The organism is Nocardia fodinahabitans (assembly GCF_052983615.1).
In genome coordinates, this window is sequence record NZ_JBRJJC010000001.1 from 3,421,450 (window position 1) to 3,444,676 (window position 23,227).

At 67.4% G+C, this 23,227-nt stretch carries 23 protein-coding genes; 19 read left to right on the forward strand and 4 right to left on the reverse strand.

Translation table 11 applies throughout. The features are described from left to right. Nucleotides 1–4: 4 nt before the first annotated feature. From NV348_RS15885 to NV348_RS15955, 15 genes are all read left to right on the forward strand, one after another. Complete coding sequence (locus NV348_RS15885; protein ID WP_447147619.1) at nt 5–1,117, forward strand: C40 family peptidase; 1,113 nt, start codon at nt 5–7, stop codon at nt 1,115–1,117. Between the two features lie 166 nt (nt 1,118–1,283). Beyond that, nucleotides 1,284–1,967 carry a hypothetical protein gene (locus NV348_RS15890; protein ID WP_280245797.1) on the forward strand — a complete coding sequence of 228 codons (684 nt, stop codon included), beginning with the start codon at nt 1,284–1,286 and terminating at the stop codon, nt 1,965–1,967. Beyond that, nucleotides 1,964–2,506: a hypothetical protein gene (locus tag NV348_RS15895; protein WP_280189190.1), complete on the forward strand. Its 543-nt coding sequence runs from the start codon at nt 1,964–1,966 to the stop codon at nt 2,504–2,506. Before NV348_RS15890 ends, NV348_RS15895 begins: the two co-directional genes overlap by 4 nt. Beyond that, a complete protein-coding gene (locus NV348_RS15900) occupies nt 2,503–3,570 on the forward strand; it encodes a hypothetical protein (RefSeq protein WP_447147620.1) in 1,068 nt (355 codons plus the stop codon). Before NV348_RS15895 ends, NV348_RS15900 begins: the two co-directional genes overlap by 4 nt. A gap of 19 nt (nt 3,571–3,589) precedes the next feature. After that, nucleotides 3,590–4,471 carry a hypothetical protein gene (locus NV348_RS15905; RefSeq protein ID WP_280185891.1) on the forward strand — a complete coding sequence of 294 codons (882 nt, stop codon included), beginning with the start codon at nt 3,590–3,592 and terminating at the stop codon, nt 4,469–4,471. A 64-nt stretch (nt 4,472–4,535) separates the two neighbouring features. Beyond that, nucleotides 4,536–5,465: a hypothetical protein gene (locus NV348_RS15910; RefSeq protein WP_280185892.1), complete on the forward strand. Its 930-nt coding sequence runs from the start codon at nt 4,536–4,538 to the stop codon at nt 5,463–5,465. Continuing rightward, on the forward strand, nt 5,462–6,442 hold the full coding sequence (locus NV348_RS15915; RefSeq protein ID WP_280248077.1) for a hypothetical protein: 981 nt from the start codon (nt 5,462–5,464) through the stop codon (nt 6,440–6,442). Before NV348_RS15910 ends, NV348_RS15915 begins: the two co-directional genes overlap by 4 nt. Before the next feature lie 182 nt (nt 6,443–6,624). Then, nucleotides 6,625–7,623: a hypothetical protein gene (locus tag NV348_RS15920; RefSeq protein WP_280248076.1), complete on the forward strand. Its 999-nt coding sequence runs from the start codon at nt 6,625–6,627 to the stop codon at nt 7,621–7,623. Nucleotides 7,624–7,672: 49 nt separating this feature from the next. Then, nucleotides 7,673–9,544, forward strand: a complete 1,872-nt coding sequence (locus tag NV348_RS15925; RefSeq protein ID WP_447147621.1) for a type IV secretory system conjugative DNA transfer family protein — start codon at nt 7,673–7,675, stop codon at nt 9,542–9,544. After that, entirely contained in the window at nt 9,541–10,446 is a 906-nt protein-coding gene (locus NV348_RS15930; RefSeq protein ID WP_280248073.1) for a DUF4913 domain-containing protein, read from the forward strand. Before NV348_RS15925 ends, NV348_RS15930 begins: the two co-directional genes overlap by 4 nt. Beyond that, nucleotides 10,443–11,348 (forward strand): hypothetical protein, encoded by a 906-nt coding sequence (locus NV348_RS15935; RefSeq protein WP_280248072.1) that lies wholly within the window; start codon nt 10,443–10,445, stop codon nt 11,346–11,348. The genes NV348_RS15930 and NV348_RS15935 overlap by 4 nt, the downstream gene beginning before the upstream one ends. Further along, the gene (locus NV348_RS15940) at nt 11,345–12,268 is read left to right on the forward strand and encodes a hypothetical protein (RefSeq protein ID WP_447147622.1); all 924 of its coding nucleotides are present in this window, start codon (nt 11,345–11,347) and stop codon (nt 12,266–12,268) included. The genes NV348_RS15935 and NV348_RS15940 overlap by 4 nt, the downstream gene beginning before the upstream one ends. A 166-nt stretch (nt 12,269–12,434) precedes the next feature. Next, nucleotides 12,435–13,292 carry an MBL fold metallo-hydrolase gene (locus NV348_RS15945; protein ID WP_280184813.1) on the forward strand — a complete coding sequence of 286 codons (858 nt, stop codon included), beginning with the start codon at nt 12,435–12,437 and terminating at the stop codon, nt 13,290–13,292. 32 nt (nt 13,293–13,324) lie between these two features. Continuing rightward, nucleotides 13,325–13,990 (forward strand): GNAT family N-acetyltransferase, encoded by a 666-nt coding sequence (locus NV348_RS15950; protein ID WP_280184812.1) that lies wholly within the window; start codon nt 13,325–13,327, stop codon nt 13,988–13,990. A gap of 492 nt (nt 13,991–14,482) precedes the next feature. Then, nucleotides 14,483–16,048: a flavin-containing monooxygenase gene (locus tag NV348_RS15955; RefSeq protein ID WP_280184811.1), complete on the forward strand. Its 1,566-nt coding sequence runs from the start codon at nt 14,483–14,485 to the stop codon at nt 16,046–16,048. Between the two features lie 295 nt (nt 16,049–16,343). On the opposite strand, the gene NV348_RS15960 is transcribed toward NV348_RS15955, so the two are convergent. Together NV348_RS15960 and NV348_RS15965 are read right to left on the reverse strand one after the other, a co-directional pair. Further along, nucleotides 16,344–18,125: a hypothetical protein gene (locus NV348_RS15960; protein WP_447147623.1), complete on the reverse strand. Its 1,782-nt coding sequence runs from the start codon at nt 18,123–18,125 to the stop codon at nt 16,344–16,346. 328 nt (nt 18,126–18,453) lie between these two features. Next, complete coding sequence (locus NV348_RS15965) at nt 18,454–18,693, reverse strand: hypothetical protein (RefSeq protein ID WP_280184809.1); 240 nt, start codon at nt 18,691–18,693, stop codon at nt 18,454–18,456. Between the two features lie 893 nt (nt 18,694–19,586). Between NV348_RS15965 and NV348_RS15970 the strand changes: the two genes are divergently transcribed. The 4 genes from NV348_RS15970 to NV348_RS15985 are packed head-to-tail and all read left to right on the forward strand — an operon-like array spanning nt 19,587 to nt 21,282. After that, nucleotides 19,587–20,297 carry a GIY-YIG nuclease family protein gene (locus NV348_RS15970; protein WP_280184807.1) on the forward strand — a complete coding sequence of 237 codons (711 nt, stop codon included), beginning with the start codon at nt 19,587–19,589 and terminating at the stop codon, nt 20,295–20,297. 54 nt (nt 20,298–20,351) lie between these two features. Continuing rightward, nucleotides 20,352–20,675 (forward strand): hypothetical protein, encoded by a 324-nt coding sequence (locus NV348_RS15975; RefSeq protein WP_280184806.1) that lies wholly within the window; start codon nt 20,352–20,354, stop codon nt 20,673–20,675. Next, complete coding sequence (locus NV348_RS15980; RefSeq protein ID WP_280184805.1) at nt 20,665–20,832, forward strand: hypothetical protein; 168 nt, start codon at nt 20,665–20,667, stop codon at nt 20,830–20,832. Before NV348_RS15975 ends, NV348_RS15980 begins: the two co-directional genes overlap by 11 nt. Before the next feature lie 36 nt (nt 20,833–20,868). Beyond that, nucleotides 20,869–21,282, forward strand: a complete 414-nt coding sequence (locus tag NV348_RS15985) for a hypothetical protein (protein ID WP_280184804.1) — start codon at nt 20,869–20,871, stop codon at nt 21,280–21,282. A 318-nt stretch (nt 21,283–21,600) separates the two neighbouring features. Here the strand turns inward: NV348_RS15985 and NV348_RS15990 are convergent, their stop codons facing one another. Both NV348_RS15990 and NV348_RS15995 read right to left on the reverse strand, forming a co-directional pair. Next, nucleotides 21,601–22,140: a PIN domain-containing protein gene (locus NV348_RS15990; RefSeq protein ID WP_280184803.1), complete on the reverse strand. Its 540-nt coding sequence runs from the start codon at nt 22,138–22,140 to the stop codon at nt 21,601–21,603. Beyond that, nucleotides 22,137–23,219, reverse strand: a complete 1,083-nt coding sequence (locus tag NV348_RS15995) for an XRE family transcriptional regulator (protein WP_280184802.1) — start codon at nt 23,217–23,219, stop codon at nt 22,137–22,139. The genes NV348_RS15990 and NV348_RS15995 overlap by 4 nt, the downstream gene beginning before the upstream one ends. Nucleotides 23,220–23,227 lie beyond the last annotated feature (8 nt).

Below are 23,227 nucleotides of genomic sequence, written 5' to 3' on the forward strand. Positions count from 1 at the left end.
GGCGATGATAAACACGACCTCGAAAACGACCGCCGCCGCAGCCATCCTACTACCGATCACGCTGCTGGTGTTGCTACTCGGGGTGATCGCAGCCGATCCCCGCACCTCCTGCGCCACACCGCTGGCCGCCGGAGCGGGCGGGCCGACCGGGCAGACGGTGGCGGGGTTGAGCGAGGCGCAGCTGCGGCTCGCGCGCGACGGGGTCGTGATCGGCAAACAGCGCCGGATGCCCGAATCGGTGATTATCGCCGAACTCGCCGCCCAAGCCACGGAGTCTGGGTTCCGGAATCTGGCGAATCCGTCGGTGCCGGAATCGCTGACCTATCCCAACGACGGGCTGGGCCACGACCACGACTCGGTCGGCCCGCATCAACTCCGGGCCAGCGTGTGGGGATCGGTCGGCATCGCGAAGCTGATGCTCCCGAGTTACCAGATCAATTGGTTCTACGACCGCGCCGAACAATCAGGGCGACTGGCACAACAGCTGTCGCCCGCGGAGTTGGCCCAGCACATCGAACGCTCGGTGCCCAACGCCTACGCCGGACAGATCGAGCTCGCGCGCGAGCTGTATCAGCGTTTCGCCGACATCGACCCCGGCACAGCAGCACCCGCCCCGGCGGGTGCGGCGCAAACGGGCTGTGGTTCGGGGGCAGCGGCGGTGTTGAGTCCCGCCGAGGCCAGCGCGTTCGGGCGCGCGGTGATCGAGCACGCCTCCCGCTGGATCGGCACGCCGTATGTGTGGGGCGGCGGCGATATCAACGGCCCGACAGGCGGTGGCCTGGACTGCTCGGGACTGACCCTGTATGCGATCTACCACGCTTCCGGCGGCCGGATCCGGCTCCCGCATTACACCCAGGCCCAGCAGGACCATCCCAGCGCGGTCGTCGTGCCGTTCGCGCAACGACAGCCCGGCGATTTGATCTTCTTCACCTCCCGAGGGGACTCGGATTCCCATCACGTCGGGATCTATCTGGGGCCCGACGATCAGGGACGCGACCAGCTCCTGCACGCTCCCCAATCCGGGCAGACGGTGACCACCACTCTTCTCAGCGGATTTGCCGAGGAGCGAATGGACGTGCGCCGCTACGAAAGTCGCGTATCGACCGGGTTGTCATGACCGATTGCGTCTTCTCACCGGATCTTGCGTCGATCCCGTTGCGCACCGGTGCACGGCCCACAGCATGCCGCGAGAACCCATACCCCGGCCGCGATCACCGCCCCATCTGCCGACGCCCCGCAGAACCGGAAACAGCACGTAGACAACGACACACGGAGGTCGAACCGTGAGTGAGAACCCCACAGACCGCCCCGCCGCCGGTGCGGGAACGACGATGCGCGATATCGAATTACTGGTCACCACCAACACCGCGCTGCTTCGCCGCACCACCCGCGCCCTGGACCTGGAGCGCTTCGCGCTCGAGCACGGACTCGACGATCCGGCCGGATTTCAGCGATTCGTCCGCGTTCTGCGCTCGATGGCCGGGGTCGACTACGAGGCCGTGCGCGCGCTGAACAGCGCGCAGAAGGGCGCCGACCCGATCTTCGCGGTCCGCGCGGTCCACGGTCCGCGACTGGCGCTGTGGTGCGCGGGCACCCGTGCTCATTTCACCGTCATCCGCTCGGGCGGAGAGATCGTCTGGCGCGACCGCCACCCGCCGGACGCGACGGTCAAGAGCGCGGCGCAGGCCGCCGAATCCGCCGCACGCCAGGCGATCCGGGTCGCCGGGCAGACGTGCCGCCGGTGGGATGTCGACGCCGCCGCCCTGCGCCTGACCGTCGCACGCAGCCACGGGCTCGATCTGGCCGGGCTCTACCGCGCCGCCCTCGCCGCGAATCTGTTGCTCGAGATCGTCACCGATCCCGTCCGCAATCCAGCAGCACGCGCCTCGAGCGCCCCCCGCGTCGAATGGCGCGGCAGCGACCTGCTGTCGCTGACCGACCCCGACCACGACCCGGACCAGTCATGAGCGGCCGACGCACAACGGCGGCATGGATCGCCACCGTCGCGATCTGCGCGACAGGATGTGCCGCACAAATTCCCGCCAGCTCTACGACTACCCAGAACAACTGCTACGCAAAAGGTTTCACCGCACCGTTCGATCAGGTCGATCCCTGCGATGCCGAGCAGGTACTCACCGCCGCGCTCGGCGCGATCTTCGGCTACCGGCCCAGTGAGCAGGCCGACCCCACCGCGGCGCTGGCCTCGGCACGAGCGTTGCTCGAGGACCGGTTCGCCGCCCGCGCCGCATCCAGCGCGCTGGTCTGGGCGCCGGTCACCACCGCCGTCTGGCAGCAGTGGCGCACCGACCGTGTGCGGGTCGCGACCACCGCGCGAGTACTGGCCGATGACCACCCACCCGACACCGCTACCCAGGTGGCACGGGTCGTGACCATCGACATCGACGCGCCCGTGTCGGATCCGTCCGCCTTCGCGGTGTATGCCACCGCGACCCGCGACAGCGTCGAGATGCCGTGGCTTCTGTCCGGATTGCAGGTGACCCAGTGAGCGGGGATCCGGTCGAGGAGGGCGGCCAGCAGATGCGTCAGGGCTTCGTCCAAGCCCTGCAAACCGCACATACCACCGCGGCGTTGATGCGCGGACGTGGCACCGATAGTCGATCCCGCACCGAACACCTGCAGCGCGTCGAACAAGCCGATCAGCGCGAGCTGCGCTCGATCCGCGAGCACAACGTGCGGGTCGCCGCCGCGATCGACAAATCGACATCCGACTGGCGGGTCAACGAAGCTCGCATCACCGAAATCAAAGGTCGCACCACGCACAACCAGGAAGCCCACACCCTCGCACAAACCGAAACTCGGCGACGCATCGAACGCGCCGACAGCGACCTGGCCCGCCGCAACAAGGCCGGCGATCAAGAGCACACCCACAACCAGCAGATCCACGACAAGAAGACCACGGCGTACGACCGGCGCGAGGCCCGCGCCGACGAACTCCACAGCCTCGACGTCGAATACAAGAAACTGCTGATCGGAATCCGTAAGCGCGCAGCCGGTTTCACCGACACCCTCACCGGCAAAGGCACCGACGGTGAGGCTGCGGCGTCGACGGCGGCGTTCGCCGCCGCCGACGCCAACCGGGACCTGTCCGAGGAACACGAGCGCGACGCCGATGCATACGACCAGCGCTTCGCCGAGGACACCGGCCACAACGTCACCGAGGTCATCGACGCTCCTTCCCTCCCGGCTGCCGATGCCGACGCCGTGATCGATGTCGAATTCTTCGACATCGAGCCCGACCAGCCCGGCGGCGACGACCTGGGTGTCACCGACCCCACCGCATCCACCGAACCCGAGTACCCGGGGTCGGTGGCACCGGATGCGTGGCAGCGACTGACCGAGGACCTGACCGCCGAGACCCGCCTCGCACACGCGGTCGACGAACTGATCGATCCCGCGCTCGAGCCGGATCTGCCGATGGCATCGGTGGTCGCCGACGCCGTGGACGCCGCGGTCGGTGGCGGCACCGGTGAGGAACCGCTGCCCGAGGACGCGCCGGGCATCGATCCCACGACCGAGCAGTTCGGTCCGGAACCGGAGTGGGAGCTGTGACCGGGTCGAGGAGTCGGTGATGGACAGCCCGACCGCGCTCCAGGCCCACCTGCTCAAGGGCATCCAGAACCTGGCGTTGGACAACGAGCGCCACCGCCCGCGCCCGGCCGAGACCGGCGAACCCGCCGCCACCGACGAACAGTGGGGAATCGGGCAGCGCTGCCTGGACCAACTCGAACAGGTCGCCCTCGGAATCGGGGTACCGCACGCGTGGATCGACTACGCTCGCGCCTCCGGGCAACGCGGCGAACGGTGGCAGCCGGGCCGGCAGATGCTCGGATCCGGGCGCGTCGAACGCTCACAGCTGATCACCGCGCTGGGCCGAGACGTTCGCGGCTTGCAGGACATGGCCGGTATCGGCGCGGTCTTCACCCACCGCGGCGTCGACGCCGAGGTGACCGCTCGCTTCCGCCGGATCATGGGCATGACCTGGCAGCGTCTGGGCGCGATCTCCCACGCCCTGGGGTTGACGACCGAAGAACGACACCAGGTCTGGGCCCGCGGCGAGCGCCACTGGTCCACCGCGGTCGCCGAGCGACTCCGCGACACCGACTTGAAGTCGTTGGCACAGGACTGGAACCGGATCGTCACCGCTGATTTCACCGCAACGACCATCCCGGTGGTCGTGCTGCAAGCCGCCGGGATCACCGCCGCCGACGCCCACGCGGCGATGCCGACCTCGCCCGACGACATGGTCACCGAGGCCACCGAAGCCCTCGCCCTGCTCGACGAACGCTACATTCCCGACCCCGCCATCGCCCGCACGGCCGCCGCGATCGCCACCGCGGTAGAGCCCTCACCCGAGCCCGGCGCGGCCCTCGCCGATCCGGACTCCACCTCGGCGGGCGAACAGATTGCCCTGCCGTCCTATCCCGATCCGAGCGACGGAGCCGAACCATGACGGCAGCTACAGAGGTGCAACCGAAACCGTTGTGCCACAAGCCCGAATAGGAAGGAGAAGGCAGATGAGTCGAACCGATGATCTCGGGGACTTGGCGGGCTGGAAAGCCGGGCTGCTCGCGCGGATCCAGGAGCGTGGCGCCGAGCACGCGCGGTTGCTGTATCGGGGATATCCCGAATACGGCCCCGGCTTCGGACGCCGTGACATCGCGATCCAATCCTGGCAAGCGCACCTGCGCGACCTCAAGGCCGAACAGCGGGAACTGATCGTGCGCACCGACACCTCCGGAATCCCGCCCACGGCGATCACCGCGGCGGTGGAAAACGGCAAGGCGGGCCGACGGTGGGGCGAGGCGGTGACCGACCCACCGACAACCCGCCACGGCGACGACCCGGTCCGCGCGCAGATGATCGCGACGATCGCCGAGGACATCTGGACGTTGGAACACATGGCTGCCATCGCCATCGCGCGCGAAGAACGCGAGGTCGGCAACCCGACTGACAGCGCCGGTCACCAGCAGTACCTGATCAACATGGACCTGCTATGGGAACGCGTCGACTCCGTCGCGGCGCTCGCCGAACTGACCCAGGCCGAACGCGATCAACTCTGGGGACGAGACGAACTCGGCTGGTCGCGGCTGGTCGAGTTCAGCGTCGACGGCTACGACGACACCGAACTCGAACAGGCTTGGCGCGTGCACGCCTGGGCGGGAATCGCCTGGGACGTGCACCGCAGCGTCGAGAACATGACCGCCGACGCCGCACGGTCGATGGTCGCCGACCGGGCGCGACCGCCGACGCCGCAGGCGCTGCTCGGGCGCGCGGGCGGCGGTGACCGGTGTCGCCGAGGCTCCGGGGGACGCGATCACCCGCGCACTGTCCACGACTCGCAGCGAGGTGACGGCGAGCACGGATCGGTGGCTCGAACCACCCGATCACCCGCCGGAGAACGGGCCGACCGGCGGGGTCGAGCTGTGAGCGGGTGGCGATCATGACGACTCCGCCCCCGGCGCCAGGATCCCGCGAATCGGTCGTGCAGTGGCAAGCCCAGCTGCTCTCCCAGATCCGGCTGCTCACCGGCGAGCACACCCGAATCCTCGGTGCCGGCTGGGAAGGGTTCGAACCGCTGGATTCCGGCGGTGACGCCGAATCGGCTTGGCGGCAACACCTCGACGCTCTGTCCGCCGAACGAGAGCGCGTCGAGCAGACCGCGCTCTCGGCGGGTGTGCGGCAGGAATGGATCGACGACGCGGTCGCTCTCGGCGAGAACAGTGCCCGGCCCCGTGTGGATGCCCTGTCGAGATTGGATTCGATGCCCTGGCGCGACAACGCCGCCCAAGGATTCTTCGTCGGCATGCTAGGGCTGGACCTGTGGCATTTGGAGCGGATGGCCGCGTTGGCGGCCGAACGTGACGACCGCGTCGCTACCGGCCGCTGGAGCTACGGCAAGAACCCGATGTCGGAAAAGCAGTTCGCCCAGAACATGGAGCTACGTCACGAACGGGTGGTCGCGCTGGCACACGCCGCGCAGATCACCGAGGACGAGGCCGACATGTTGTGGGGCGACGCTGCCGAACCCTACCGGCGCGATCACGCCGTACGGCTGGAAATCCGCGACGAACTCAGTGTGGCCCGAGCATGGCACTCCTACACCAAACCCAGCACCGAACTGTCGGTACCGCCCTACGTTCCGACCGACCCCGCCACAGGCACCCCAATCGTCGGCGCGCACACGCTGCCCCCGACACCGCAACAGATGATCGCCGCCGCCGCCGCGACACTGCGCGCCGAATTCATCAACGCCGCGTTAGCCGACACCGACGTCGCCGCCGACACCACCACCGCGCTCGGCGCCATCTCCGCTGCCGTGGACGACGAGCTGCCGGCCGAGGACACCGGCCTCGCCGTCGACCCCGGACCGGATCCGGACAGTGACGGCGGATATCGCCACGACTACGGCACCGACCCCTGACCACCTGACAGACCCTGCGTTTCGTCGATGCCGTCGGTCACGGGTACTGGCCGCGACATCGAACCCGCCACCGGGGACACCGATTCTTCCTCCTCTCTGTTTCGGAGGCTGCCGATGTCCATCCCGCAAGCACCACACCACCGAACACCGCGACACCGTGACCACACCGCGGGCAGGCGCTGATGAGCTGGCCCGACTCGCACCCCGGATCGCCCACCGATCCCGGCTACTACCACGACACCGCCGATGAGCGTGAAGCCCAACTGCGCGCCGATTTCGCCCGCTACCACTACCTGCGCGAAATCGCCCCGTACGGCGAAACACCCGATCAGATCGCCGAACTCACCGCCCAGGCCCAGATGCTGTCCAAGCGGTGGACGGATCCCGGCGACGCCGAAGCGCGCGCGTTGTGGACGCAATTGGACGCCAGCACCGCCGCCTGGCAGGCCCGGCCGGAAACCACGCGCGCCGCCTACGACCGCCTCGCACAAGCACATGCCACAGGTGATCAGCTCGTCGACGACCTGACCTGGCGCACCCTGCGCCAGACCGCGATCCTGACCGGACGCATCGAACCCGGCATCACCGGATCGGTACAGGACAGCGCACGCTCACGCCCCCAGGACCGGGCGAAAGTGATCGAGCTGCGCCCGACGAGCCGAGTGGACCGCGCACTCGGCGGACGTGGACCCGATATCTCGCTGAAGGAAGTCGACGCGCTCATCGCTTCCACCGACGAGCTGCTCGACGCCGAAGAACGCCAGGGCGACCTCGATACCGGCGCAGACCAACGCAGCGTGGAGCGGCAAGCGGCACTGCGGCGGGTCCAGGACCTGTCGGCCGAGCACACCCGCACCAGCACCCGCTTCGCCGGCGTGCCCAGCCACGACCAGGACCTCATCGAGCGCCTGGACGAGCTGCTGGCCCAGACCCGCGACGCCCGCGCGGAGGCGGCACGGGCCGGGGCCACTCAAGACCAGATCGACCTCGCCTACCTCGCCGGACGCGACGGCACCTACGCCCACACCACTACCGAACCCGATGCGACCGCCGCCGACCGCATCGACGCGGCAGTCTCGGCCGCCATTTCCGCCGACCCAGTCGACACACCGAGCGCGGAGTCAGACACCGGCGTCGACACCGAGCCCGACCCGTCCCGAGACATCGAGGTGACCCTGTGAAAACCGCTGTCCACCAACAGATATCGGAACACAATCGAGGAGCGCGCACATGATCTCGACACGGGAGACCCGTCGACGGACCAAGAGCGGGATCGGGGAAGAGACCACGATCCTGCTGCTGTTCGTTGCGGCGGTCGCGGTGTCGCTCACCGCCTGGGCGGCGCTGTCGCTGGGCCGGTGGTGGGCCGGAATGCCGGTCACCGGCAACCCGGTCGCCGCGCTGCTGGCCGTCGCGATCGGCGAAGCGAGCTGGCCGTGGCAGGCCACGCTCGTGGCCGTCGCACTCTACGGCCTTGAGACAGGCTTGCTCGCTGCCGGATGGCTGCTGCTGCGCACACCGCACGAGATCGACAGCGCCGCACGAACCATGCAGCGCCCGAACCAGATCCGTATCGCACGCGCCCGCGACAACGCCGCGGCCAACCGGCGGTTGCTGGCCGACGCCCCCGAGGACGTCCAAGAACTCAAAGGCCCGCCCCTGGGCCGAACGGTCGTCGGCGGGGTCGAGCTGTTCGTGCCCGCCGAGTTGGGGGTGACGATCGCGGCGGGTACCCGCACCGGCAAGACCATGGCCTGGGCGATCCCGGCGGTCCTCGCGGCGTGGGGGCCGTGCCTGGCCACCTCGAACAAACCCGATCTCTACCGCCACACCCTCGCCGGACGGCAAGAGGCGGGCGATATCTGGCTTTCGGACCTGCAAGGGGTCACCGGAACACCGACCTGCGGATTCTGGGTGAACCTGCTGACCCAGGTCACCGGCCTACCGGCGGCACGCAAACTGGCGGGATTCTTCGTGTCCGCCGCCTCGGGAACCGCCGCTCAAGCCGCGAATGCCAAGGTGGACAGCTATTTCGATGGCGGCGCCCAAGAACTACTCGCCCTCTACATACTCGCCGCCGCCCGCGCGGGCGGGGATCTGCTGCACGTGGCGGAATGGCTGGGCAAGGACCAGGACCCTACACCGGCGCTGATCCTGGATGCCCACGGCCAGCGCCGCCCGGCCGAGCGTATCCGCGAGTCCCAGGCCCTCTACTCGCGCCAAAGGGACGGGCTCTACGACATGGCCAGAAGGTTCTTGAACGTCTTGGCCGATGCCGATTACGCGCGGATGGTGACCCCGCCTTCACGCACTCATCTGCGGGTGCGTGAAGGCAAAGCGGGTGTCGTGATCGAGAAGGCGGCCCAGCCCCGCACGCACGAGTTGCCGGAGTTCAAGCCGGTCGATTTCGTCGAATCCACCGACACCGTGTACGCGCTGTCGATGGCCGGACCGGACGGGGCGACACCGCTGACCTCGGCGTTGGTCGGGCAGATCATCGAGGCCGCGCTGAGCGCCGCGCGCGCGCGTCCTGACGGGCGGCTGGCGGTGCCGCTGCTCGGTGTGCTCGATGAGGCCGCCAACTGCGCCCGCATCAGCGAACTCCCGTCCTACTACACCTACGCGGGGGGCTGCGGGATCATCTTGATGACCATCCTGCAAGTTCTCGAGCAGGGCGAAGACCTGTGGGGCGTCAACGGGCTCAAGACGATGCGCGCCCAGTCGATCGAGGTCTATGGCGGTGGCATCGCCGCGGTGGACTATCTCCAGCACTGGTCGCAGATGGCTGGACAGCACGATGTCGCCGACCGCTCCCGCAGCCGAGGCCAAGGCGGCACCAACCGCACGCTGTCGTGGCGCGCCGAACCCATCCTCGAGGTCTCCCAGCTCGCCGCGCTCCCCAAAGACCGCGCCTTGGTCCGGCTGCCCGGACACGGACCGGTCCTCGTATCCAAAACCTGGTGGCAGGACACCGAATACGCACCGCTGATCCACCGATCGCTGAAGCAATTCGCCACCGACAGCCAGCCCGTCGCCCTCGTCGTACCCGAGAAACCCGACGACGCAGACGACGGTCCGGACGCCGAAGGGCAGCGGTCATGAACGCCACGAACCCGACGGCACCAGCCGCTAAACCGGCGCAGGCCCGCAAACCCTCCTATCCCCACTTCGTCGCCTTCGCCGAGAAATGGCTGCTGCCCTTGATCAGCGTCCGGATCTCCGGTGGCCAACGCGAGAACACCTACACCTGGTGTGGGCAATGGTGGGCACACCGCCCCGTCGCGGTCCGTGTCGCCTTCTTGCACGCGGCGTTCGAAGCCTCCCGTGGCCCCGGCGCCAGCGGATTCGTCACCGGCCACGTCGACCCCCATTTCCGGGTCATACTCGACGCCGCCAAAGGACCCCTGCACCGCTGCACCCCGACCGACCACGTCAAGACACCCTCGCTGCCATTCGAACCCATTCCCCCCGAACGCATCCCGCCCACCGACCGCGCGGAACAAGCCGCACCCACCGAGACCGGTACCGGCTCGACGAAGGGCACCGACTCCGAGAAGAAGAAGCCGCCACCGCGGTTCACCAACTACGGGCTCTGGGTGCAGCAGTGGCTGCTACCGGTGACCTCGGTACGCATCGCCGCCCAGCACCGCGAGGGCACCTACACCTGGTGCACCCGCTGGTGGGAACACCACAGCGTCTCGGTCCGGTTCGCGCTGCTGCACGCGGCGTTCGAGGCCGCGGTCATCTCCACCGACAAGACGGCGATGTCGTCGCTGTTCACCCGTCAGATCGATCCGACCATGCGCCTGGTCCTCGACGCCGCCAACGGGCCGCTGCACCGCTGCACACCCAGCGACCACGTCGAGCTGCCCGGACTGGCCGCCAGCCGCGTCCCCCGTAACTGGTTCGGCGCGCCCGGCGCCCGGCGCGCGATCGAACGGCTGGGATTCGGGCCAGATTTCCGAGCCCTCGCCCCGGGCGAGGACGAGGAGGAGCTGTCGTGATCACGCCCACCCGAGTCCAGACACGGGTGCTCAAGGCCGTCCAGAACCGCAGTCGCGCCATCGCCGCCATGCTCACCGAGGCCGAAGGATTCGACGGCTCACCGACGCAGGAGTGGTTCGGCACCTACCAGCACCACGCCATCGGGCGCGCGGACCTGATCGCCGCCGCCACCGCTGGCGGAGTACCGAGCGAGTGGCTCGACCAGGCCCAGGCGCGCGGCGAGCGCGGGATCGGATGGCGCGCGGATCTGTATCTGGCCACTCCCGGCCCGACAGACTGGGACCGGATCCTCGGCGATCTCACCGGGGATGTGGCCCGGATCCAGGAATGGGAAGCACTCGATGCCGCGAACCGGCAGCTGCACGCCCACGACCCAGGCGGGGCGTCGGCGAGCCTGCGCACCAACCTGACGGCCCTGCACATGCGCACCGCCGGTGTCGCGAATCTGCTGGGACTGACCGCCGAGCAAGGAACCCAGTTGTGGGGCGAACTCGACGACTGGGCACGCTCGGCCGCCGCCACGCTCGACGGACTGCCCGCCGAACAGATCCGGCACCGCTGGCACGCCGCCGTCGACACCGACACCCGCGCCTGGGCCGGGCAAGCCACCGCCCTGGCCACCGACGCCAGGATCGCCGTCGACACCAGCCCCGCGCTGCCCGCCCCCGCGGCCCTGCGGACCGCGATCGCCGACGAATTGGGGCCAGTCCACGCGCAGTTCGTTCCCGCGCGCGACACCGAGCTTCGCGCGGCGCTGGACGCGGCGATCCCCGAACCCGACCAGCAATCGCCGAGCACCGAGGTGCTGTTCAGCGACGCACCGTCCCCCGAGCAACCGTGGGTTTCCGAACACGCCGGTGCGGAACCGGTATTCCTGAGCGCGGAGGGGAGTCCGTGGTGAGCGGGGTCGCGATGCCTGTGCGGGTGCGCGATATCCCCGCCGACCACGCGCAGGGACTGCGGCGCATCCACGAGCTCGCCGCCGAAAGCGCCCGCCTGCACCATCTCCAGAACACCGCAGGGGCGTCGGTCACCGAGCGGCTGGGCCGGCAACAACAGATCGATCAGGCCGACCGCGAGCGGGGCCTGCTCGAAATCACGGTCCGGGGCAACGGTGTCCCCACCGAATGGGTGGACCTCGCCCGGCGACTCGGATTCTCCCGACAGCCCTGGACACCGGCACAGATCCTGCCCCCGCCTTCGCCCTCGATACTTGCGCGCGGAAACCGCAACCGGGTCGCCTCCGATATCCATCTGCTCGCCGACATGGCCGCGGTCTCCGCGGTGCGCCAGCACCTGCTGACCCACCACCAGATCAGCATCGACCCGAACTCGGTCGCCGAACACCAGTTCCGTCGCAACATGCACACGGTCTGGCAGCGCGCCGTCGTCACCGCCGCAGCGATCGGTATGCCCACATCCCAGCGCGAACGCGTCACCGATGCCGCCTCCGCTGGCCTCGACCAGCGCCTGAGCATCTACCGGGATCTCACCCTCGACGACCTCGACACCCTGTGGCACGCCTACACGGGCGCCGCCTTCGGCGACACCGCGCGCCGAAAGCTCACCAAGGCGCCCGAACGCGACACCACCAACGCCGCGTTTCCCGCTCCCACGGACTGGCTCGAACAGGCCCGGACCGGTCTGTCCAGCACGCTGCCCACCGACCCCGCCGACGACATCGCCGCCGCGGTCGCCGCAGCCGACCCCGACACCGACCCCGACCCCGACCAGGGCACCGAGCGAGAACGCGACCACGACCCCGTCGTGGACCAGTTCGCCGACCACCAGGTCGCGACGGAGTCCGGACCCGACCCGTGATGTGTCCGACATCGGCGCGCCCGCAACCAGCACAGGAGCAGACGTGACCCGCCCGCGCGGCAGACACGACCCGCCCGGCCCCGACAACCGCCACAACCGCCGACGACGCAGTCGGCCGATCCCGCACCGAGACAACAGGTCTCGAACATCAGAAGGAGAACCCACCGTGTCCGTCACCAACGATCGACTCACCCGACCGGCCGGACTTCGCCGCCAAGTCTTCGGCCACCTTCGCGTCACCTACCTGCCCGACGGCGTGGCGCTGCTGGATGCCCGGCGCTGGCTGCCCGACGCCGACGAACACGTGTGGCGTCAGTTCACCGCCTTGCTCGATCCCGACGGCTACCTCGTGGCCAGCGTGGGCGCGCTGCTCATCGAATACGGCAACCGCGCCATGCTCATCGACGCCGGATTCGGGCCGCTGGCCGTGCCCACCCCGGTAGGACAACTGCGCGGCGGGCAACTGATAGACAGCCTCGCCGCCGCCGGGAAATCGGTCAACGACATCGAACTCGTCGCTCTCACCCACCTGCACATGGACCACATCGGCTGGCTGTGGCAAGCCCATACCGACACCACCATCAACGTCTTCGCCGGAATCCCGGTACTGGTCAGCACCACCGAATGGGACATGCGCGACCTCGCCAACGCCGACGGCACACCCCCGGAAGTACTGGCCACCTTCGCCACCCAGATCCGTCCCGTCCCCGACAGTGAGTTCTTCCCCGGCGTGCGTGCCCTGCCCACACCGGGACACAGCCTCGGCCACACCAGCTACCTACTCAGCAGCCTCGGCGAGCGGCTGATCGTGTTCGGCGACGCCCTCACCACCCCCGTCCAGATCACCCACCCGCACCTGACCACCGCCATTGACGACGACCACGCACAGTCGCGGGACTCCGCCGCCCGGCTTCTGCGTGAACTCGCCGAGCCGCACACCCGCGGGTTCGGCATGCATTTCGCCGACATCCAGTTCGGCCGCCTCGTCACCCACGAGCACACCAACCACTGGCAGCCCGAATAGCGCCCGCCACCACACCGATGAAAGACGACACCATGACCCAATACCGACCCACCACCGTCAACACCGACCGACCGGATCCCCGCATCGCCGTGCGCGATATCGACAGCGAAGCCGAACTGCACCAGTTCGTACGCTGGGCCGCGATGAGCGGCGTCGGGGATCCGGACTTCCTGGTCGAGCACCTGCTCGGGTTCCACCAGGACGGACTGCTCGGCAGCGACCTCGTCACCACCCGAGCCACACTGCGCCGGACCCTCGACAGCCACGGCGTGCCCGCCGCCGCTGCCACCCGCACCAGTGCCTCGGTCGCCGTGGTCGACGGCCAACTGGCCGGAGGCATCCTCAGCGGGCCCACCCTATGGCTGCTCACCCGCGTCATCGCCACCAGCCCCGACCACCTACTCCTCGCGCTGCTGCGCACCAGCGAGATCCAGGTCTTGGCCGTCGATGAACAGCATCGACGAACCGGCGCGGGAGCAGCCCTGGTGAACAGCGCCATCCGATCCTCGCGAGCCCTGAAAGCCCACGTGCTCTACGGACAGTTCCCCAACACACCGCGGTTGTTGAGCTTCTATCACGGCTGTGGACTCACCGTCCACACCCCCGGCGCCGCCATCGATTTCGGCAAACTCGCCGGAATCGACCTGACCATCAACACCTCCAGCGAAGACCGGTTCTTCACCCACAACCTCCGCTGAACTCGCACGCGGCGCGACGGCGCGATTGCCGGGCACACGAGAGATCCGCCCCGCGCAACCGCGTCGTCGGCCAGTCGGAACCGATCGGCCGCCTTCTCAACGGCGTCCAGGTCATCGAAATCCCGGACCAGGCCGCAGCGTCGCAGAGCTGAACCCTCCAACGACAGGTAACCGACCCCAGCTGAGGAACCCAAACGATCTCAGCTTCTTGTCGTTCGACGCCCGCACAACCCGTCCCCGGCACAGACCAAAGGAATGCCATGCTCACCAGCACTCGTTCGACCACACCCGCAGTCGAATACGCCACGCCATCACCCGCCGTGAGGCGCACGAAATCGCACGCTGGCGGCGCGTGGCCGGAAACCCTCTGCCACGGCTGGCCAGACACCACCTCCTCGACATCCACCTACACCCGCGTACCGATCTACCGGCCGTCATCGCCCCGAGAGCGCACTACGAGTCGCTGTGCCATCTGACGATCGGCGATCGCTCATGACATCCGAACCGACAGCGCACGACCTGGCGCAGGCGAATACGCACCGGCATCGTTCCGCCGCGAACCCGGCAGTGCTTCAGGTCGCGGTCATCGGCGCCGGATTCGGAGGGATCGGCATGGCCGCGGCACTGCGGCGAACGGGCATCACCCGGTTCGCGGTCTTCGAGCGATCCGGCGACATCGGAGGAGTATGGCGCGATAACACCTACCCCGGATGCAACTGTGATGTCCCGGCCCACCTGTACTCGCTGCCGATCGCGCCCTACCGAGATCGCCATATCCGCTATCCCGATCAGCGCGCGATCCTGAACTACCTGCACCGCATCGTCGCCGACGAAGGACTCACACCGCACCTGCGATCGGGTATCGGGATCACGGCCGCCACCTATCTCGACGACACAGGCTTCTGGGAATTGGTCACCGACTCCGGACAGACGATCCTCACCGAAACCGTGGTCTTCGCTCTCGGTCAACTGCACCGCCCTCACATCCCCACCCTGCCAGGACACATAGAATTCGGCGGCACCACGTTCCACACCGCGCGCTGGAACCACGACCATCCCCTGACCGGTCGCAGCGTCGCGGTCATCGGCACCGGTTCCAGCGCTGCCCAGATCCTGCCCAGTCTCGCCGACACCGCAGCCCGGGTCCGAGTCTTCCAGCGCACACCGCACTGGGTGCTGCCCAAACCCGGTCCCGCGTTCGGGCCCGTCACCACCGCGCTGCTGGCGGTCCCGGGCGCACATCACGCCTACCGTCGGCTGCTGCACCACAGCGCTGACAACCTGCTGGCGCCGATCATGCGCCGCGGCTGGACCGCCCGCCCTGCCGAAGCGATCGCGCGCCGCTATCTACGACACCACATATCCGACGCGGTGATGCGCGCGAAACTGACACCGAACTACCCTCTGGGCGGCACACGGATCGTGCTCGACAACGGCTTCTACCCGAGCCTGCGCAGACCGAACGTCGAGCTGATCACCACACCGATCTGCGAACTCGACACCCGCGGACTCATCACAAGCGACGGGACACACCACGACGCTGACACCATCATCTACGCCACCGGCTTCCACGCGCCGCAATTTCTGGCCGACGTTACGGTATCCGGGCGTGGCGGGCGACTGCTGCACGAGCAGTGGGCCGAGGGGGCGAGCGCCTTTTACGGCATGGCGGTGCCGGGATTTCCGAACCTGTTCCTGATCGCCGGACCCAACTCCTTCACCGCCGCGGGCAGCAACCCGGCGATGAAACAACTCCAAATCGACTACATCCTGGCGTGTCTGCGGCTGCGTGCCGAAAGCGGTGACATGGCAATAGAAGTCGACTCCGAGGCGATGTCGGCCTACCAGGAATGGATGGACCGGGCCCTCCAGACAACCGTGTGGCCGCGCAGCCCGCAGAGCTGGTACAAACACGCCAACGGCGCGGTCACCAATCCCTGGCCCGCGACCGTAGGTCAATACCGCAAGAAGTTGCGACGGAACCCGCCGACACACTGCTTCACAACGATTGCCCACCAGCCTCCGACGATGGCATTCGCGGGTGAGCTCGCACAGTGAGCGAACCGAGTCGACGGGATCGACACGGTCTTCTCACTGACCCGAACTCCGACGTTCCACGAGCGACGCCGACCGAGGTGCCGCTGGGGAGGGGATCCGGCGGCACTCGGACGACGATCAGCGTGTGCTGACCCCTCGCGACGTTACGCTCACACCGTCCCGTACGGCAGCGAACCACCGATTCGACGCCACGCCGGTGAGGACTCGACAGCGGGTCGGCGCGTCGATAGGCCCAAGACGAATGGCCGATGGACTGAGGAACCGAACACGCCGGGCTGATCCTTCGACGGTGGTTCTATCGGCGAACGCTCTGGATGACAGCGATGCAGTTCAGTGGTACCGCGACGGGTTCACGGCATGGACTGATCTCCAGGAGCACGGCGCTGTGGTCGCCGGTGATCCCGTACAGGGCTGCGGGAATATCGATCAGTCCCGCGGTGTATTCGGTGGGTGGATGCTCGATCTCGGGGCGCAGGCCCCACCGCGAATGGACTGTCGGGGGTTTCGCGGCGGCGATTTCGAGTCGGACCTGCACGTCGGCGGTGTTGTGGGCGCTGGTGCGGGAGAAGGCCAACGCGAACAGGTCGAGGTCATCGACACCTGGGATAAATATCGAGCCGGCATGGTTGAACGCCGCTCGTGCCTCCCAGGTGGTCCAGCTACGGTCGTCGCCGTGGAGGTGTGCGGGAAGCTCACGGCTGTTCAGGGCGAAGGGGCGGGAGTGGTACTGGAACTGGGCGTCGTTGAGCGCGGTGACCAGGCGGCGGCGTTCGGCCTCGACACGCGATGACGGTCGGGGCGAGTGAGCCAGGTCGGCCGGATGGATCGCGACTCCGACTTCGCGCAGCAGTTGACGAGCCGCAGTGACGGGGTCGACGTCGTCGATCAGCGGTGTCGAGCGGATGTGGGAAGAAATAGCATGCGCCTGTTCGGCGGCGTGGTCGGGTACCCGCAGCACTGCCACGGTGGTCCGGTCGCGATCGTCGTAGTCGTCGGACAATCTGCTGCCGTATCGGAGCTCGATCGGCATGGGCGGCAGCAGCTGCGGGTATTGGGTCAGATAGGCCAGTCGTGCGCGGGATGCGACGTGCAAAGGCCATCCGGCTACCAACAGGGCGCGTTCGGGTTCGGTGCTGTGGTCGCGGCGATGGACTCCGCGCAGCCCATGCAGGGCCATTTCCGCGCGGTCCACCCAGGCGGTGACGGTCCGGTCCCGCAACGTGGAAAAGACCCGATCCGCCCAGCTCTGCGGTGTGTCAGCCGGATGGACCGCAACCGTGGGATCGGCCGGTAACCGGGTCAGGTCCTTCACCTGTGACAGGTGTTCGGCGACATACCCGGTGGCATTCGCGGTGATCATGGCGGGATCGGAGTGGCCCTGCCGGTGCGCGGCGAGCCAGAGACCAGCGACCGACACCCACGCGTCGAAGGACCGATCCTTCCGGCCGTAGACCCTGATACCGGAATCGGCGGTACCGGTGATGGCCGCAAGCAGATCGCTTTCGGCGCGTGCGGGTGAGTCGGTGTCCACGATGTCGACCGCCCGATCGAGCAGCCCGTCCTCGGCATCGGAGCCGAGCCGCTCGGCCAATTGCGCGAGCAGCTCATCGTGTCGGCGCGAGTAGTCGAGGGCCGCGCTGTTGATGGCGGCGATCGTGCGCGAGTAGCCTCGAACGCCCCGGATCTGGTCGATCAATCCCGCTATCGATTCTGTCGACATCGGGCATCGGGCACGCCATTTCGCGTAGTCGAGCCATTCGAAGGTGGCGTCGGGATCGGCGAGCATGCGGGTGAGCGAGTCGATGTGTCGGCGCATCGCGCTCACTTCGGCGACGGCTCGGAGGGTGCTCGCGTGTACGGGGTCGACGGATCTGGCGACATTCGCGCAGTTGCGGCACACCTCGGCCCACCGGAGTCCGAGCAGCGGGATCTGCTGGATGGCTCCCTCACGCCCGTACTGACATCCGTTGCGGGCATGCCATTTACCCGACCTGGCCGCAACCAGCTCGACGGTGGCCTGATCCAACGCGGCGGGAATCGGAATCTGGTTACGCTCGAAGTCATCACGATCGAGCACGTCGGAAGGAAGGGTGACCGGGCTCATCGGCCGCGATCGGGACTCGTTCGCGCGGCCGAACGGGATCGCGTCACGAAGGGGTCGGCGGAGAACTGGTGCGCCACCCAGCAGAGCTTATCGGGTCACCGAGCACAGCGGATCATTTGGCGTAGCCACAGCAGATCCGATCCGCGCGTCCGGGCGGTCCAGTCGACGACGGTCGAGCGGGCACGCCAGCACCTGTGTGCAGCAGTCGGTCTGCGATCGTCGTGCCGGATTGTTCCAGCGCCTGCCACCACTGTCCAGCATGGGCCTGCGCTCAGCCGCTCAAGCGGGCAGTTCCGTGGAGTCAGGGTTTGTGGGCGAGGCCGGTGAGGTCGCCTCCGGACTCGTGCGCGGCGAAGAATTCCGCGTCGTCGGGCAGCTCCGGCGAATGGGCGATCACGCTGTGGCCACCGCGCAGCCGAGCCCGCGCGGCCTTGCGCGCTTCCTTCTCCGCCCAGAAAATCCGGTCACGGGTCCAGATACGCCGTGCTCGTGGCCGCGGGCGGGTCTCGCCCCAACATCGCCGACGCCTGGAGCGGTTCATGCCGTGTTGCTGGGCGACCGGCAACACGAGTTGTTCGCGTGGTTCCAGCGCGGGAGGTTCCGCGCATCGGTGTGGACTGTCGCGCGGGTTGGCGATGCTCGACGCTCTGGGCGTCAACGACCCGGCCGCCGACCGGGCAGCTTTGGCCTCGGAAGGCTTCCCCGCCACTGTTACCACGTCGACCGATTCGACTTCGGATGACGACTATCCGTTCGCACCGGATGAGGATCCTTTCGCACCAACAACGTCGTGGACTCCCGACCTGGGTACCGCGGTCGAGCCGTCGGCGTCGACCGGAACGCGGTCCTCCTATGAGGATCACTACAACGCCTGGCGGCCCAGCTACACCCCGATCGGCTACCGGCCGCCGGTGGTCCCCGCCCCGCCGGGCAACGTCCGCCGTTTCCCCTGCCGGCTGCTCGACCCAGCCCGACCGTGGTCGCGCGCCTGTGAGGTCAGCGCTGCTTGCCGTTGCCGCGCTGGCGTTGGTGGGGTACGGATTCTGGTACATGGCCGGCGTCCACCATCCGCACAGGCACGATTCCACCAGCGGTCCGGATGTCACGTCTGTGACCGAGGCGCTGGAGGTTCCGCCGATGACCGCGCACACCGCCCGGCCGTGTTACCCACTGCAAGGAGACTACTGAGGCTGGAGAAACCGCTGCCGACGATGCCGTGCAACGACTTTCGTCACGCGGTGTCGGCATTCGTTGGGATGATCCGATGCCGTAGTCCCCCAGGAGATTTCCGCGCGGACTAGTGACAACTCCGGCCGAAATCGGTGAGGTGCGGTCTCGGCGGGGGCGAAACATGTCGGTAGTCCCTGAGAGGATGGCGCTCGTCTGTGTTCTCGACAGGGCGAGAACACATTTCACTCAAGGCAGGGGATGATCATGGGGTACGTCTACGGGTTCCGTCACGGCACCGAAGACCTGTTCAAGATTGGCCAGACCACCGCGACGCCAGACAAGCGCAGATCCACGTTGCAGACCAACTGCGCGCAGCCGCTGATGCTGTTCGACGCCATCGAGACTGACGAGTACAAGGCCCTTGAGAAGTATGTCAAGGACACCTGGGCCGAGCAGCGCAGCGTAGAAGGCGGATCGGAGATCTACCACCTCACCGAAGACCAAGCGACCGAACTGTTCGCACGCTGCCGGGTCTGGCTCGCCGAGGAACTGCCCAAACTGCGGCAGATCGAACAACTCGAAGACATCGAACCCGAACTCACCCTGTTGTCACGCGACCCCGCCGCCGAGGCGCTGCGGAATCAGTGGATCGAGCTGCACGACCAGGAGCAGCGGCTCAAGCAAAAGTACGAGCAGGCTGCGGCCGAGCGGGAACGAGTGGAGACCGAACTCAAACTCGCCATCGGTACCCATGCCGGTATCGACGGAGTGGCGACCTGGGAAACGGCCGTCAAGAGCCGCCGCATCAATCCCGGTCTGGTCCAAGCCAGGGAGCCGGAACTGTTCGAAAAGTCGCTGGAGCCGAAGTTGAACGCCGAGAAGTTCAAGGCATTGCTCAAGGCACTGGGACGCGGGGACGACTACGACAGTTTCCAGGAGATCCGGCACACAAGGAAATTCAAAATAACCGAGTAAGCGGGGTCCGGTTCAGGGCCCGTGTGCGCGGCGGTCGGCCTATCCTTGTCGGGCATGGCGACCGCAACGATTTCCATCGATGACGCGCTGCTGGCTCGGATCCAGGATGCCGGCGGGGGGAATCTGTCGGAATGGATCGTCGCGGCGTGCCGCTCCAAGCTGCTGACCGACGCCGCCCGCGCGGAGGACGCGGTGCACGTGCTCGAAGGCGAGGCCGAACGGGAAATCGTCGAACATGCCGAGCATGCGGCCCATACCCGAGCTGGCACGGGCACCGAACCGGCCACCGTCGACTACCTGGCCGCCTACGGCCACGTCCGGGCACTGCTCGAGCAGGCCGAGCAGCAATTGCGCGAACAGCTCAGCGGTGGGCAGTGACCGGGTCCCGCTACCCGGGGCCGAACCCGAGCAGGTCGAAGCCTTGATGAACAATCCGTACCAGACCTGGGAAGGCGTGCCCGCCGCCGAGGCTCCGCCGGGCATGAACGAGGCCAACGCGCCCGAGTTGCTGCGCCAGGCAGCCGAACAGAACTGAATGCTTCATGTCGGCCCCATATGCCACCGTCATCTGATGCAGGACCGGATGCCCGAGGTACGTATCGACGACGGCCGTGTGATCACCGCGCCGGGCGTGGCGCTGATGTGGCTGCCCCTCGATGGTGAGGTTGTCGCGAAGATCCCTTCGCGGAAGGGTAATCGGCGGTGGCTGCACGAGTCTGTGCGTATCCGCTCCCCACTCCTGGACGACGACCGGTGGTACCTGCCCCGCAGCTGCCTGAGCCGCCTGGTCATCGCCGCAGTCGACCGCTACGGCCATGTCGTGGTCGCTCGGGACATGACGAAGCTGTCGCGCTGCACCCAGTCCTGTCTGGACGCGACAGGGATGGACTGCGATTGCGCGTGCATGGGTAACTCCATGTACTCGCATCGAAACAGCGTGCGATGGGTGTCGTTGTCAAGAGTTGGCGGCGTTGGGTGTCGTTGAGTCAGTGAGCCTCTGAGCTGCGGATACACTGAAATCCCGCCCCCTACGGCTGTGATACCGATTACTAGCGTTGGCGAGTGCGAGCATCGTTGGTCGACGTCGGCCATTAAATGGCGGGATTGATGACAAGCGGTGACGGTCAGCCAGCAACCGCAGGGCGCAGGTGCGACTTCCAGCTACCTCCGGCCAGATGCAACCGCTGGCCGGTGCGTCACAACGCTCGTCTTCGGTGCCGCCACGCCTCATAAGAGGGCGACTGACGCAGTTTTCGGGTCGATCGATCCTAATTGTTTGGATGGCGGTGCCCAGGAAGGCGTCTTATCTGTGCAGCGCTGCGAGGGTGTCCGGGATCTTCAAGCGACGACCGGTCGCCGCCATTGCGTGCAGCAGCGGCAACGCGTCGGTGTCGGCGAGATTGCCTTTGGTGACTGCAATGCTCATCAGGTCGGCGGTCTCACAGGTCACGATTCCCTGCCTCCGGGCGTACCGGACGGCCTCTCGGTCATCCGAGACCCACCATGAGCCATCGAACCGACCCGATTCCTTGATCAAGAAGCAGGTTTGGGATTCGCCGAGATGGCGAAGAGGGTTGTTTTCCCGGCCGCCGAACACCCCGCGGCGGATCGTTTCAACCCGCCGGATCTCGTCCTCATCGGTGATTTCGATGGGTTCACCGAGCCAATCCGCATCTTGCAGCCCGGCGAGCCCAGGAATATAGGGGACGGAGCGACTGGCCTCGTAGGCGACGGCTTCGCTCCATCGTCCGTCGCCATCCAGCACTGCCCGCAGCAGGTCCAATCGGTCAATAGACGCGAAGTTGCACAGTACCGTGTTATCCGGGAAGACGTAGTTGCTCACCGTCTAGACCCGTCCCCCTCTTTGGCTTCCAGTGATTCCCGTAGGACGTCGATATCGGCCCCCAGCAACTCGGCGTAGGGGCGCAACGTCGTTGCTCCGCTCTGGTAGGCCGCGTATGTGTCGCGTATCAGCAGGCCGGGGAAGCGTGTTGTCGCGGATTCGGCGCTGCGGAGGGCGAATTCGTCACTGCGGCCGCTCATCTGGGCCGCTTTCGCAGCTGTGATCGTCTTCCACTGGTCGCACGTGCCGGCGTCGATGAGTCGCAATCTGTGCAGTTGGTAGGCCAACGCCGACGGAGTGACGAACAGTACGGTTGCCAACTCCGCGAAGCCCTCCATGGTCATCCCCGCGTCGACTTTACTCCGCAGAAGATGCTGGGGCATAAGGAATTCGGCCGCGAACGCGTTGGCTCGCATCTCACTGGGTTCCCTGGCGTGTGTTCGGGCGAATACGTCCTCGTCGAGATGGAGGACCTGGTCGTCTCCGGCCAGGATGTGTCCCAGTTCGTGCGCTAGCGTGAACCGCTGGCGGGCCGGGACATGGGTGACGGCCAGAACGATGAGCTTCACCTCGGGCGAGGAAACAGCGAGCCCGTCGAACTGGGCGCCCAGATCGGCCACTGTCACGTCGATCCCGAATGCCTGCTCCACCCTCGTGGGCAGGTCATCGGCTGTGTCGACAGCATCAACCGCCTCGCGAGCGGCCCGAGCCAGCAGTCGTCCGTCGGAAGAATCCGCCAGGTTCGACGTCGACCAATTCCAGGGCTGCCGGTATCCGAAGGCGGCGATGTCGGTCCGCATTCGGGCGTAGCGCTCGGCGATCTCGACGGCGACGGTCGCGGTCCCACCGGCAGTCCGGGCGGCGACTGCCAGCGCTGGCTCCTCCCCGGTGACCAGCCAGTCGACGGTCACATCGTAGGCCTCCGCGATACGCGCCAGATCGAGCGACGAGAAGCGCCGCACTCCGCCGAGCGATTTCGACAGCTTGGAATCGTCCATACCGATGCCCGCAGCGAAGTCGCGCTGGTTCAACCCGCGAGTACTGATCAGCTCACGTACACGGCTGGGAATGTCGGGCACGACTCGAA